Source organism: Bdellovibrio sp. BIS2 (assembly GCF_055398295.1).
Genome location: NZ_AP035879.1, coordinates 1,627,067 through 1,641,186, shown reverse-complemented (window position 1 = coordinate 1,641,186; position 14,120 = coordinate 1,627,067). Strand labels below are relative to the sequence as shown.

Below are 14,120 nucleotides of genomic sequence, written 5' to 3'. Positions count from 1 at the left end.
CCTTGGTCAATAGATATGTAAATTATATGTAAATACTGGACCTTTTTAAAAACTCTCGCTGCGCCGCAGACAGGAAAACAACCCGAGATCTCTTATATGTTTGCAAGGCTACTTCGGCCCCCGATAGATTGCACGGATGCAATTTAATCATCCGATCGTAATTCAAGGTGGTATGGGGATCGCAGTCTCTGACTGGCGTTTGGCAAAGACAGTTTCACAAACAGGCCAACTGGGCGTTGTTTCTGGCACCGCGATTAATTCAGTTCTAGTTCGTCGTTTGCAAGACGGCGATGTTGCCGGCGACTGCCGTCGTGCTTTGAAGGCCTTCCCTTCCCAGGAAATCGCTCAGAAAATTCTGGACACCTATTTCATTGAAGGGGGTCGTCAGGCTCATCAACCTTACAAACGCCCTCCGATGTTCAATCTGGAATCTCCGAAAGCGTTGCTGCAACTGACTGTCGCAGCAAGCTTTGTTGAAGTGTGGCTGGCGCGCGAAGGTCACAATGGCTTGATCGGTTTGAACCTTTTGGAAAAAGTGGTTTTGCCGAATCTGGCGTGCCTTTACGGTGGTCTGCTGGCGGGTGTGGATTACGTGATCATGGGCGCGGGTATTCCGCGTGAAATCCCGGGCGCTTTGGATCTGCTTGCGCAGAACCAAAAAGCAACTTTGAAAGTTCCGGTCGCGGGTGCGGCGGAAGATGGCATCACATCTTTTGATCCACAGTCTGTGATGGAGGGCACTGAGCTTGTCCCACTGAAACGCCCTTACTTCTTCCCGATCGTTTCTTCTGCAATTCTAGCTGCGAATCTGAAAAAGAAATCCACGGGCCGTGTCGACGGCTTTATCGTGGAAGGCCCTTTGGCGGGTGGCCACAACGCGCCTCCGCGCGGGCCGATGAAGCTGAATGAGCGCGGCGAGCCGGTTTATGGAACTCGCGACGAAGTGTGCTTAAAAGAAATGGCGGCTTTGGAGCTTCCGTTTTGGATGGCGGGTTATTATGCGACTCCGGAAAAGCTGGCGGAAGTTCGCGCGCAAGGTGCTCACGGCGTTCAGGTGGGAACTTTGTTTGCCTTCTCGGAAGAATCCGGAGTGAAGGAAGAACACAAAGCCCAGGCTTTGAAGAAAATCACAACCGAAACGGCTCCTGAAGGCGGCTGGATCTTTACCGATCCTCGCTCTTCACCAACAGGTTTTCCGTTTAAGGCGGCTCGCCTTTCTGGAACTATTTCTGAAGAGGCTTTGTATCTTTCCCGCAAACGTATTTGCGATCTGGGTTATTTGCGCCATGCTTATCAAAAGCCAGACGGCACTGTGGGCCAACGCTGCCCTGCTGAACCGGTGAATGATTATGTTAAAAAAGGCGGCTTGGAAGAAGACACGGTCGGACGCAAATGTCTGTGCAATGCTTTGATGGCCGACGTGGGCATGGGGCAGATCCAGGCCGGGGGTACGGAAGAGCAGCCTTTGTTGACGGCGGGTGATGATTTGAACAATGTCGCTCGTATGTTGCGTGGGAAAAGTTCTTACAGCGCTAAAGACGTTGTGGCTTATCTGCTGGGCCTTGATGGCACGGCACACGTGGCCGTTCAATCTGAGGCCCCGCTGACAGTTTAAGTTTAATAAACTGTCGATATTTTTGACTGTTGCCACTCAGCTTGAAACAGGCTGATTTTTTCGATGGAATTATTAATCCCAATGCGGATAATGAACTTCAGCGGAGGACTTCATGAAGAAGTTAATGGCAGCAGCGACGTTGTCTCTATCAATGATGATTACCACCTCTAACGCCCTTGCCGACAATGCCATCGGGATTGTGCTGGGCGATCCAACAGGGATCTCAGGACGAGCTTCCCTGGATGGACAGCATTCTATCGAGGGGGCCCTTGCCTATGCCACGGGCGACCATTCCGGCCTGCACATTCATGCTACATATCTTTGGGATCGCGCCCGGACTTTTGCTGTGCAAGGTGGAGGTCCGATTGAGATGTATTATGGTCTTGGGGTGCGATTGATTAATTTCAACAAGGGCGAGCACGATGGCGAGCTGGCCATCGGACCGCGTGCGCCGCTGGGGCTGCTTTACAATATCAATAATCCCGACATTGAATTCTTTGGGGAGGTGTCCGTCGCGGTGGATTTAACGCCCGAGACGGATGTGGATCTGGATTTGGGGATTGGGGTGCGGTTGAGGTTTTAATGCGTCCGCGCAACGCATCGCAAGCCATGATTCCCCAATCAGCCCCTTGAGTTTTGGGCCAATTATCGACAAGATACTAGTCCTATCCAAAAGGACTATGTCGTGGAATTTATTGATCTAAAGTCTCAGCAAAAAAGAATTCAAAAACAGATTCAAGAAAGAATTAACACTGTTCTTACGAACGGTCAGTACATCATGGGTCCTGAGGTTTTCGAACTTGAAGAACGTCTTGCAAAGTATACTGGCTCCAAACATTGTATTTCGAATGCCAATGGCACCGATGCTCTAATGCTGGCTTTGATGGCGATTGGGATCAAACCGGGCGACGAAGTCATCACAACTCCATTCAGTTTCTTTGCAACATCTGAAGTCATCAGCTTCTTTGGCGCTGTCCCAGTCTTTGTGGATATCGACAGAGAAACTTACAACATTGATGCAAACCTTATCGAAGCAAAGATCACCAAGAAAACCAAGGCGATCATTCCGGTCAGCCTGTATGGTCAGTGCGCGGACTATGATGCTATTGAAGCTATCGCTGCAAAGCACGGTATTGTGACCATTGAAGATGCGGCGCAAAGCTTTGGTGCGACTTACAAAGGAAGAAAGTCCTGTAACCTGACGACGATCTCCTGCACAAGTTTCTTCCCGTCCAAGCCGCTGGGCTGTTACGGTGACGGTGGCGCTTGCTTCACTAACGACGACAAGATTGCTGAAAAAATCAAGGTTCTAAGAACACACGGACAGGCGAAAAGATATTATCACACCGATATCGGCATGAATGCCCGTCTTGACACTCTTCAAGCGGCGATCCTTTTGGCTAAGATGGAAATCTTTGATGATGAGATTCAACTTCGCCATAAAATCGGCGCACGCTATTCCAAGCTTCTTGAAGGTGTTGCTCCAACGCAAAAAATCCTTCCAGAGAACACTTCCGCGTATGCGCAATATACTATTGAGGTCGACAACCGTGAGAGCTTCATTGAGAAAATGAAGGAACTAGGTGTTCCAACTGCGGTTCACTACCCGATTCCTCTGCATTTGCAGCCGGTTTATGCGGGTCAGTATCATAAGGGTACTTATCCTCTTTCTGAAGCGGCGGCCAGCCGCGTGGTGAGTTTGCCGATGCATCCGTATTTGGATGAGGAGACGCAGGATGAGGTTGTTAGGGCGGTGAAAAAGGCGATTTCTTAAAACTCTTGCTATCACCTGCCGTCACATTGAAGTTACGGCAGGTGAGATATTCAGCTTATCACTGAGGACACTGATACTCTGGCACCAGTTGCTTCAGCATTATCCGAACTGTCTTTTCATCACCGGCGCCGCATGCTTCACGCATATTATCCAGAGATACAATCAACTTGCTATACTCAATTGATGCCTCTTCCGCCGTCATGATTCGCGGGTGGGAGGTCCAGGAAACATTGTCTCCGATCAGAAGCTCTTCATACAGCTTTTCACCCGGTCTTAACCCCGTAAACTCAATGCTGATGTCTCCTTGACCTGTTTCAGAATTTCGCACTTCCAGCCCACTGAGCTCAATCATTTTACGGGCGAGATCAACAATCTTCACCGACTCACCCATATCCAGAACAAATACATCCCCACCTTTACCCATGGCGCCGGCCTGCAAAACCAATTGGGCTGCCTCGGGAATTGTCATAAAATAACGGGTAACTTCCGGATGGGTCACGGTGACAGGTCCGCCATTGCGAATCTGCTCCTTGAATAAAGGAACGACAGAACCCGACGAGCCCAAAACATTCCCAAATCGAACCATGCAGAAACGTGTGGAATGAGTTTTGTCCTGAGACAAACCCTGCAAAACAAGCTCAGCAAGGCGCTTCGAGGCCCCCATAATATTGGTAGGCCTTACGGCCTTGTCAGTCGAAATCAAAACGAAAGTCTCTACTTTTCCTTTTGTTGCCGCCCGCGAAGCAGACAGCGTACCGAAGACATTATTCATAACACCCGCAACCACATTCCCCTCAACCAGCGGAACGTGCTTATAAGCGGCTGCATGATATACAGTCTGAACTCCGTATTTCGAAATGACTTTCTCCAAATGTTCTGAATTCAAAACATCGCCAAGAATTGGCACGACTTCAAAATTGATTCGGTGACGACCAATATCCTGTTCAATCTTGTAAAGTGCGTACTCTGCCTGCTCGAACAGGATCAGCTTACGTGGCGTATTGAGTAGGATCTGACGACAAAGCTCAGATCCGATTGATCCTCCGGCACCCGTCACCAAAACCACTTTATCACGAATACAAGACTTAATTAGCTCCTCGTAGGGTGGAACCGGGTCCCGGCCCAACAAATCCTCAACGCCGACCTCACGAATGTCTTCGATCCGAACACGACCATCTACGAGTTCGCCCATGCCGGGAAGCGTTTTAAGAACAACACCTTCACGCTCAAATTTTTGGATGATCTCTTTGCGGCGGGAGCGGCTTGCAGAGGGCATCGCAATAAGCAACTGCCTGCATTCTTTGGCCTTCATAACGGCCATAGCCTCAGATGGATCAAATACACGCACGCCAACAACGTTCGTTCCCTGAACCTCGCGGTTATCATCGAAGAAAGCCACCGGACGAAACTCAGGACCTGACATCAAAGCCAGCGCGGTCTGCAACCCTGCTCTTCCCGCTCCATAAATCGCAACAGGCTGTCGTCGATCCTCAAACCTCTCAAGACTGCGCATCAGTCCACGAGCCAGGAATCGGCTTGAGGCAATATATGCAATTGCCATAATCCAGTAGATAACCAAAGAAGATCGAGGCAATGCGGACACACGTCCCATGACGATAACTGCTGTCAGCAGAAGAACTGAAAGAGTAACTCCGTAGAAAACTGTATAAATAATCTTATCATCCAGATATCGAATGACTGCACGATAAAGACCAATTCGGATGAAGATAGGAATCGTCACAAAAGGAAGTACAAAAAACAGCCAGATGTAGGTGGTGACATCTGGATTCCACGTTCCCATACGCAAAGCAACTGAAGACCACAGTGCCAATGGCAGAAGAACCAAATCACTGAACAACATCAGCAAAATTTTAATTCTTCTAGGTAATCCAGCCAGTCGCATAAACATACAAAAACCGCGTCCCTTGCCTAACCTGCCGCCACTTTCATCACTTTCGTGATGGCGCTCACCAGATCTTTCACATATTCAATATCCAATGTTGGATGCACCAGGAACATCAGACTCTCTTCGCCCATACGCTGAGCATTCCCAAAACGCTCTGCTGGCCCCAGACCTGCCTTTTTAAAGGCCTGTTCCAGATAAATCTCACTGCAGCTGCCCGAAAAGCAAGGAAGGCCTTCCGCATTAACGGCCGCCATGATTCGATCACGACTCCAGCCAGGCTTCAATGCAGAGCTGTCAACCATTGCATAAAACTTATAATAAGAATGATAGATAGAGTCTTCCGGCTTATGCACGACCAAACCCGGCACCCCGGCGATGCCTTCTCTAAGCGCCTCTGACAAAGAACGTCTTTTCAAAATCCAGTCATTGAGCTTTCTAAGCTGGATACGTCCCACGGCCCCTTGAATTTCAGTCATTCTCCAATTGGTGCCAAAACTTTCATGCAACCAACGGAAACCCGGAGGATGAGAGCGTCTGAAAACCGCATCAAAACTTTTACCATGATCTTTAAAGGCCCAGAGTTTTTCATACAGTTCTGTGTCGTTCAAAAGAAGAATCCCCCCCTCGCCGGTGGTAGACATAATCTTATCCTGACAGAACGAGAACGCGGACATGTCTCCCCAAGAGCCGGCAAACCGTCCCTTGTACTTGGCCCCGTGACTCTGGGCACAGTCTTCGATAACCTTCAGATCATGTTTTTTCGCGATCGCAAGAATTGAATCCATATCACAAGGCCATCCAGCCAAATGAACAGCGATAATAGCCTTGGTCTGCGGGGTGATAGCTTTTTCAATTTCCGAAGGCATCAGATTCTGTGATTTCGGATCGACATCAACCAGGACGGGAGTTGCGCCAACTCGAACGACACAGCTGGCTGAGGCAATAAAGGTACGACAGGTGGTGATCACTTCATCACCAAGACCAATCCCGTAACCGATTAGCGCAAGCTCCAAAGCAAGCGTACCATTTGCAAGTGCAATCCCATGTTTCATTCCATGGAAGTTCGCAAACTCCTCTTCGAACAACTTGGTCTCTGTACCGGTCCAATAGTTAACCTTGCCGGAGGCAAGTATCGATGAAGTTTTGTCGATTTCATCTTTATCGTAAAAAGGCCATGGAGCGATAGCCGCTGTTCTGACCGGGACTCCGCCATCAATTGCCAATAGGCTATTCATCACTTTTCCTCTTCAAATCCAAACCAAAGCAGCATAGTTTAAAAAGACCCTTCAGTCCTCAAAATATCGGCATCGCGCTCTGTAAGATGCGCTGCGCGAGAGCACTTGTGAGACAATATTTTTTCCGCTAGCCTGTGGGTCATTTTCACTCAGGGAGATCTATGAAAAGAGGCTTCGACCTCATTCTGGCTGTATTGTGTTGCCTCATCTTTGCCATCCCAATGGCGCTCATTTATTGGGGAGTGATTTTCTTCCTTGGAAAACCCGCGATTTTCTGCCAGGTACGCCCCGGCAAGCATGGCAAGCCGTTTAAAATGTACAAATTCAGAACCATGACGGACGCAAGGGACAAAGACGGAGCTCTATTACCCGACTCACAGCGCCTGACCAAATTCGGGCTTTTTCTTCGTCGCTCCAGTCTTGATGAACTGCCAGAGATTTTCAATGTGCTTAAAGGCGAAATGAGCTTCGTCGGCCCCCGCCCTCTTTTGATGCAGTATATTCCTCACTACTCCCCCCACCAAGCCAGACGTCATGAGGCCCTCCCGGGAATAACCGGCTGGGCACAGGTGAATGGACGGAATCTGCTAAACTGGGAAGACCGCTTCAACCTGGATGTGTGGTATGTAGACAACCAAACACTGGCTTTGGATATCAAAATCATTTTTATGACAGCATGGAAGGTATTCCGACGAGAGGGCATTGCCGCAAAGGACTCGCCAACCATGGAACCTTTTGCGGATGCAAACACTAAACCTGCTAAAAAATCGGATCTCACATGAAGAAAATAGTCCTATTCGGCTGCGGTGGCCACTCAAAGGTCATCGTCGATATTATTCAAGCGGCTTCAGAATACTCAATTGCTGCTTTTTTCGACAACAATCCCAGACAAGCCGACTTTTTTGGCTTGCCTGTGATTTCTGACATTCAGAAACTAAAAAACTACACCAACGAGAATAACATTGCTCATGCTGTGATAGCAGTCGGCAACAATTCTGCACGAAAAAAGCTGCAACAGGAAGCAACTGGCTTAGGCCTGAAAATGGCCACTCTGATTCACCCCTCAGCCCTCATTGCGAGAACTGCAACACTAGGTGCCGGGACCGTGGCAATGCCGGGTGTTATAGTAAACGCCGGCACGACCATCGAAGACGGCTGCATTCTCAATTCTGGAGCAATTGTTGAGCATGACTGCTCAATTGGCGCGTTCACTCACATCGCCCCTGGAACTGTCCTCTGCGGCGGAGTGTCAGTCGGTGCCGAGACCCTTATCGGGGCTCGTTCGGTTGTTATCCCGATGATACAAGTCGGCTCCCATGTGACGTTGGGTGCCGGATCGGTCGTGATCAGAAATATTCCCGACGCAGTTTGCGCTATTGGAAATCCAGCAAGAATAAAAAATAAATAAGACACTCTTTCAGACTGAGGACCAAGCGTGGCAATGAACCTGTGGTATGTTACTAAATACTTTGCACCTCAAACTGCGACTTCATTCGGAGGACGCGGACACTCCTTGATGACCGAGCTGAGCAAGCTCGGATACAACGTCACAGTCATTTCGTCGGACTCAAACAATCTTTGCGAAATCCCCTCATTTGAAGGCAAAAGCCACACAGAAAACAAATACGGCTACAGGCTGATTTTCCTGAAAACACTCAAATATACGGTGGCAAAATCAATCAAACGAATCCTCAGTTGGTTTCATTTCGAGTGGAATCTCTTTACTTTCAAAATAAAAGATCTTCCTAAACCTGACGTCGTGATTGTTTCAAGCCTTTCACTGCTGACAATTTTCTACGGCTTGTATCTAAAACGAAAATTCAAAGCCAAGTTGATCTTTGAAGTCAGAGACATCTGGCCTCTGACCATCATCGAAGAGGGCGGATTTAGCAGGAAAAATCCGTTCGTATTTTTCCTCAGCCTGATTGAGAAGCTGGCCTATACAAAATCAGATTGCATCGTAGGGACCATGCCCAATCTGGCGAGCCACGTCCAAGCCATCGTTAAAAATCATCCTCCTGTTGCCTGTGTACCAATGGGAATTGATATGGAAGTTTTCAAAGACGCCATTCCACTTCCTGAAAACTATAAAACATCCTACCTTGACCGGAATTATTTTAATGTCGTTTACGCAGGAACCATCGGAATCACTAACGCGCTGGAACCTTTTCTGGATGCTGCCAAAGAAATGCAGTCAAACAAAGACATTCGTTTCGTCATTATAGGAGATGGAGCACTTCGAAACGAATACATCCAAAAATACCCCCTGCCCAACCTGATCTTCGCCCCGAAGATTCCAAGAAATATGGTTCAAAATGCTTTGGAACAGGCTGATCTTCTTTACTTTTCCACATACAACACAAAAGTGTGGGAGTACGGCTTGTCACTAAACAAGATGATCGACTACATGAAAGCGGGAAAACCAATCATCGCCTCTTACTCGGGATTTCCATCAATGATCAACGAATCCGGCTGCGGCGAGTTTGTACCCGCTTTCGACACCAAAGCCTTGATCGACGTCATTTTAAAGTATAAAGGACTCTCCCAGGAAGAGCTCAAAACAATTGGCGAAAAAGGACAGCAATGGGTCCTGAAAGAACGTAACTATACCAGATTGGCAAAAACCTACGCCGAAGTCATTGCCAACCTGGAAAGACCATCAAAGGCTTTGATAAAGTCTTAATAACTTTTCCTCTTGAGCCTTCCAACTCAAGGGATACAGAGCATCTGTTGAATACGCTTTCATGCTATCGCTGCTCTGAAGATCGATGACCTTTTCTCTGATAGAATCCTTACTCAAGGTGCAGTAAGTCCCGATCTTGTATTGATCTATTACGGACTTGATATCGGGAAACTCGGACGCCAACACTGGAATACCGGAAAACGTGTATTCAAAGAGTTTGTTCGGCAATGAAAAATAATCACTTAAGGAAACGTTTTCAATCAAACACAAACCGAAATCCGCCGAACTTGCTATCGGCACCACATCTTCATGAGGTACAGCATCATGCACATAGATATTGCCAGCCTTGGACGAAATTTCCCTTAGTCTCTCAGCCATTTTTCCATATCCCAGAAAAACAAGAGACGATCGAACCTCTGAAGAATTAAATGCATCAAGAATAAGATCCAACCCTCTCCCCTTATCCAAGATGCCAATATAAAGGAATATTTTCGAATCGACTGAAATACCAAATTTCTTCCGCAAATAATCACTGCTCTCGACAAGCTTTCCGGAAAGTACCGGAGAGTTCAGAATCACTTCACTTTTTTTCGGACCAATATTTTTTTTATACCAGGCTTCGATAGAGGGACTGACTACGATGAGAGCGTCCACCCATATCCACAAAAACCTTTCAGCCTTTAGAGTCAGCACAGATAACGTTTTACTTAGACCATTTCTGTTGGACTCCAACTCGTGCGCATCATACACAACCTGAGCGCCAGTAAACAACTTGACCAGAACTCCCAAAGGAAGAACCAAAGTGTCATTACAGTGAACAACAGCAGGTCTGAATCTCAGACAGACAGCAAGCATCTTAATGGTCAACTCTAATAACGTGATACTGTGGCGAATCAACTTTGGTAAAAACGTAAGCTTCCTGGACCACAGGTGAACAAGTCGTGTTTCAAAACTTCTAGTGAGGTTGGTTTTGCTTGTCCCCTCTTTATCCCAGACTCCAACTCCAAAAACGGAGAATCCATTACTACCCAAACAACCCATTTGCTTCAAGATTCTGGAGTCTTCATCAATGTTTGTATGGGTTAAAAAAAGTATTTTCTTTTGTTTCATGATTCTTTCACGCCTGACTTTTAAGGTAGTAATTAAAGTTTCTCTTGGAAGCACTTTTAAGCAAATAACCAACTCCATCAAGAGAAACATAGACCATTGGAAGCAAGAGCAACCCAGAAGCCTCGTCTGTAGACAATCTTAGCAGCATGGCAAGCAGAGCGAGCAAAGCCACATACTTTCCATTTATTGTGTATTTCACCAAAGACAACAGCACCCCTAGAAACAGCAGAACAGCAACAACGCCGAGAGCCCCATGCAGACCAATAAAGGCATTATGTGGGTTATTACTAAAGCTTGCAATATATGGAAGACTTGAAAAATCGACTCCAAAAATGAAGACTGAAGAATCATAGTTGGCAACAAACTCTTTAATCATGTTCAGTCTATAGCTATCTGTAATGCCTTTTTCTTCCAGATACCCAAAGTAAGTAAATATCTTGTCCCTGAAATACAAACACAATGCCGCAGAAACCAGGCAGAGATAAAAAATCTTTCGCTTCTTGACGGCGCTGACCGTATACAAGCCAAATGCTCCAAAAAGCATTAATGAGGTGATTATTCCTGACCTACCAATGGACATGATACTCACGACAACTATCAGAGAGTAAAACAATGGCTTAAACCTAAGAAGCCGCAAAACACGCCCATTAATCAGGAAGATTGCACCCAGAACAACAAATACTTCACTGGTGGTGTTTCGACTGGACTGCGGCCACAGCTTGCCCGGATCAACGCCCGCAACAAGCGCGAAAAATACCAACACTAGGAAAACAAAAAGGAAGTAATACAACGTCTTGAGGATTAGCAGCTTAGGGTCATATTGCAGCATGAGGATACTAAGGAACGTGCAGGCGATGATACTAACGTAGAAACCCAGCCCGACATTACCAGTAACAAAGCTGGACACAAACATAAAGCAAAACAAAGAAAATGCCAGCACCAGCAATGCGACAAGGTTCTTGTGCGAAACCCCACACAACAAGCAACAGCCGAACACAGCACCACCAATAACCGCGAAACTAACGTAATTAAGAAGTGGGTTCGAAAGCATTTGCAGACCAAACGCAGCAAACACAATGAGTGCAGTAAAGGATTTAACATTTATAAAAAATCGTTCCCTGTACAACTGACACCCTTCAACTCAAAGACTTACGTTCAATATCAATTCCGTGTCCTCCCCGGAAAATCGAACTTAGAACCTCAATATCCGCTTCAAAAAACGCTTTATTGCTCTCATAGTATTCAATCGCCCGTCCCAATTTGGATAATCCAAATAATGATGTATTGGAGACTGCATCAGCTTATCGAACTCTTCCCGGGTAATTCGCAACTTTTTACATAGGTAAGTAATATCAATTTGCAGCTCTTCAGGAGAATAAAGAGACTCTTCCAACTTCTGCAGGGCCACTTCACGTGTTATTTGCCCGGATACTATCGTGCTTGAAAGATGAGGGCGACGCTTGTCCATCCCGAATTTTGTAGGAAGATAGTAGTTTTGAAAGAACTTTGTGAAGATCGATTCACCATGCTTGCGAGCATAAGGTGTATAGCCAACTGTCTTTTCCAGCTCTTTCACTGCAGCGGCCTTATCATAAGGCATATAGTTCAACGGATTCACCGTACGCATTTTTTTAACAAACGGATACCAGATATAGTACTTAAAGAAGCTGATGGTCTTGTAGTTGACCAATTCCCGTTTGCCGTATTTTTTATGGATCGCTTTAAGATTTATAGCGTCCATCGCACTGTGGTGCCAGGCCGATGGAAAAACACCTTCCGTAGCGAAATTACTGCCAGAAAGGATATACCTGATGTTATTGCTTGTCGCAAAATGATAGAGGCTGGCAAAGAAAATGTGATCCTGTGGCACATCCTGATTCGCCACGGACGCCTGAAGATATGAAAGATGCAAGTCTCGCATATCCTCCCAATCTACAACATGCGTGTGCAAATCATAACCGCAGTATTTAACGATTTTTTCGATATTGGCCACCGCCAATTCGCTATTCCATCCCGCATCCACGTGCATAACAAGTGGTCTGAGGCCCCACTCACGGACTTTAAGTGCCAGGTAGGAACTGTCCACTCCTCCACTCAATCCAAGAATACAGTCATACTCTTTCCCCTGACCATCAGCTTTGATTTGTTCAACAATGGCCTTCAGGCGATCTGCCCCCTCTTGATTGGGGAACCATTCCAAACTTGTGTGCTTATCGAACTGATGACAGTGGTTGCAAACACCCTGATCATCAAAAACAATCTCAGGATCTGTAGTATCCATAACGCAACGACTGCAGCATCTATAATTTTCTACTTTGGTCACTTACAATAATTCCAATCTATTGTTTAAGCTGGGATAATTGATCAATACAGCTCGATGTTTTCCGTAGAAAACAAACATGCTTCCTGCGGCAACCGCGGAAGCCCCTTCGTCAAGCGCTTGCTTTAGATGCTCCAGCGTCCCCGCTCCACCGCATACAATCACAGGGACAGTAGATTTAACCACCTTCCGCACCAATGCAAGGTCATATCCAGCCATAGTTCCATCTCGATCAACATCATTGACCAAAAGCTCCCCGACCCCAGCTTGCACAAGATTTTCCAAATGCTTTTCCAACTCAAGCTTCGTCTCTAAAGTCGCAGAGCGAGAGACCACTGAATACCCGCCAAGAAACTTACGCCGCGCATCAACAGAGCCCACAATAGCCTGACTGCCAAACATATCGACAGCTTTACGGATAAGATCCGTGGATTCCGTCGCCATGGTATTAATGATCACTTTTTCAACGCCCGAGCGAATCAATCGCCGAATTTGGTCAAGATTACGCACCCCCCCGCCATAAGAAACTGGCATAAAGGCTTCACCTGCCATTTCGGCAATTAGATCATAATTGGGCTCGTTCCCTAGGCGAGACGCATCAATATCCAGAATAGCAATCTCATCAGCTTCTTTTTCGCTAAAGATCCGGACAGCATTGACAGGGTCACCGATGTAAACAGGATCTTTAAATTTTTTTGTTTTTACCAGGCCATTCCCACGCAACAACAAGCATGGGATTACGCGCGCGTACTTCATGCTTTCCACCTTGCAAAAGCCGAGAGCAATTGTTTGCCAAATCTGTGACTCTTTTCAGGATGAAACTGGACACCCACTATATTTCCGTGCACAACGGCTGCAGAAAAATCTATTCCATAGTGAGACTGCAAAAGAGTAATGCCTGAACCGCGCGGGTCCATATAGTAGCTATGGACAAAATAAAATCGAGCGTCGTCACTTAAGCCATCCAGTACCGGGTGTCCCTGTTTCACCGGCACAACGTTGTTCCAACCCATCTGCGGAATTCGCAAGTCAGGCATAGTCGGAAATCGCTTTACGTCCATATCGATCCATCCGAGGCCGGGTTCAACACCTTCTTCACTGCTATGGCCTAGCATTTGCGCGCCAACACAAATTCCCAACAGAGGAATGCCCCGCTCAAGCGCACACTTCTCAAGAACCGGAATCAAACCACTTGATTTTAGGTTTTTCATACAAGCATCAAAGGCACCATTCCCAGGAAGAATTATTCGGTCTGCCTTTTCAATTTGCTCATAGTTACTTGTGATAATTGATGGAACACCAAGGCGGTTGAACATATTGGCAACTGCAGCCACATTTCCAATGTCATAGTCAACAATTGCAACCATAGTTCCTTTTAGGATTACGCTCGTAACTCATACGGCGGAATCTTCCAGCTTTCCCCATGAAAATTTGAATTTGGGTTTACGTCACATTTATCCAAACCCATATCATAGTC

General features: G+C 46.7%; 13 protein-coding genes. 6 read left to right on the top strand and 7 right to left on the bottom strand.

What is annotated here, in order from left to right; genetic code table 11:
• Positions 1–136 precede the first annotated feature (136 nt).
• The 3 genes from ACZ520_RS07830 (at position 137) to ACZ520_RS07820 (ending at position 3,389) form a co-directional block, all read left to right on the top strand.
• On the top strand, positions 137–1,615 hold the full coding sequence (locus ACZ520_RS07830) for a nitronate monooxygenase (RefSeq protein WP_464127915.1): 1,479 nt from the start codon (positions 137–139) through the stop codon (positions 1,613–1,615).
• A gap of 112 nt (positions 1,616–1,727) precedes the next feature.
• Entirely contained in the window at positions 1,728–2,198 is a 471-nt protein-coding gene (locus ACZ520_RS07825; RefSeq protein ID WP_417869473.1) for a hypothetical protein, read from the top strand.
• 102 nt (positions 2,199–2,300) lie between these two features.
• Entirely contained in the window at positions 2,301–3,389 is a 1,089-nt protein-coding gene (locus ACZ520_RS07820; protein WP_464127913.1) for a DegT/DnrJ/EryC1/StrS family aminotransferase, read from the top strand.
• A gap of 58 nt (positions 3,390–3,447) precedes the next feature.
• Here ACZ520_RS07820 and ACZ520_RS07815 read toward each other — a convergent pair whose 3' ends face one another.
• Together ACZ520_RS07815 and ACZ520_RS07810 are read right to left on the bottom strand one after the other, a co-directional pair.
• A complete protein-coding gene (locus ACZ520_RS07815; RefSeq protein WP_464127911.1) occupies positions 3,448–5,250 on the bottom strand; it encodes a polysaccharide biosynthesis protein in 1,803 nt (600 codons plus the stop codon).
• Between the two features lie 68 nt (positions 5,251–5,318).
• Positions 5,319–6,530 carry a DegT/DnrJ/EryC1/StrS family aminotransferase gene (locus ACZ520_RS07810; protein WP_464127909.1) on the bottom strand — a complete coding sequence of 404 codons (1,212 nt, stop codon included), beginning with the start codon at positions 6,528–6,530 and terminating at the stop codon, positions 5,319–5,321.
• A 161-nt stretch (positions 6,531–6,691) separates the two neighbouring features.
• Between ACZ520_RS07810 and ACZ520_RS07805 the strand changes: the two genes are divergently transcribed.
• The 3 genes from ACZ520_RS07805 to ACZ520_RS07795 are packed head-to-tail and all read left to right on the top strand — an operon-like array spanning position 6,692 to position 9,213.
• Complete coding sequence (locus ACZ520_RS07805; RefSeq protein ID WP_464127907.1) at positions 6,692–7,312, top strand: sugar transferase; 621 nt, start codon at positions 6,692–6,694, stop codon at positions 7,310–7,312.
• Positions 7,309–7,938 (top strand): acetyltransferase, encoded by a 630-nt coding sequence (locus tag ACZ520_RS07800; RefSeq protein WP_464127905.1) that lies wholly within the window; start codon positions 7,309–7,311, stop codon positions 7,936–7,938. Before ACZ520_RS07805 ends, ACZ520_RS07800 begins: the two co-directional genes overlap by 4 nt.
• A 33-nt stretch (positions 7,939–7,971) precedes the next feature.
• Positions 7,972–9,213, top strand: a complete 1,242-nt coding sequence (locus tag ACZ520_RS07795) for a glycosyltransferase family 4 protein (RefSeq protein ID WP_464128402.1) — start codon at positions 7,972–7,974, stop codon at positions 9,211–9,213.
• Here the strand turns inward: ACZ520_RS07795 and ACZ520_RS07790 are convergent.
• The 5 genes from ACZ520_RS07790 to hisH form a co-directional block, all read right to left on the bottom strand.
• Positions 9,190–10,401, bottom strand: coding sequence for a glycosyltransferase (locus ACZ520_RS07790; RefSeq protein ID WP_464127903.1), 1,212 nt, complete (start codon positions 10,399–10,401; stop codon positions 9,190–9,192). The genes ACZ520_RS07795 and ACZ520_RS07790 overlap by 24 nt on opposite strands.
• Positions 10,331–11,398: a hypothetical protein gene (locus ACZ520_RS07785; RefSeq protein WP_464127902.1), complete on the bottom strand. Its 1,068-nt coding sequence runs from the start codon at positions 11,396–11,398 to the stop codon at positions 10,331–10,333. The genes ACZ520_RS07790 and ACZ520_RS07785 overlap by 71 nt, the downstream gene beginning before the upstream one ends.
• 117 nt (positions 11,399–11,515) lie before the next feature.
• Entirely contained in the window at positions 11,516–12,646 is a 1,131-nt protein-coding gene (locus tag ACZ520_RS07780; RefSeq protein ID WP_464127901.1) for an N-acetyl sugar amidotransferase, read from the bottom strand.
• Complete coding sequence (locus tag ACZ520_RS07775) at positions 12,647–13,399, bottom strand: AglZ/HisF2 family acetamidino modification protein (RefSeq protein WP_464127900.1); 753 nt, start codon at positions 13,397–13,399, stop codon at positions 12,647–12,649.
• Positions 13,396–14,010 (bottom strand): imidazole glycerol phosphate synthase subunit HisH, encoded by a 615-nt coding sequence (gene hisH, locus ACZ520_RS07770; protein ID WP_464127899.1) that lies wholly within the window; start codon positions 14,008–14,010, stop codon positions 13,396–13,398. Before hisH ends, ACZ520_RS07775 begins: the two co-directional genes overlap by 4 nt.
• Between the last annotated feature and the right edge of the window lie 110 nt (positions 14,011–14,120).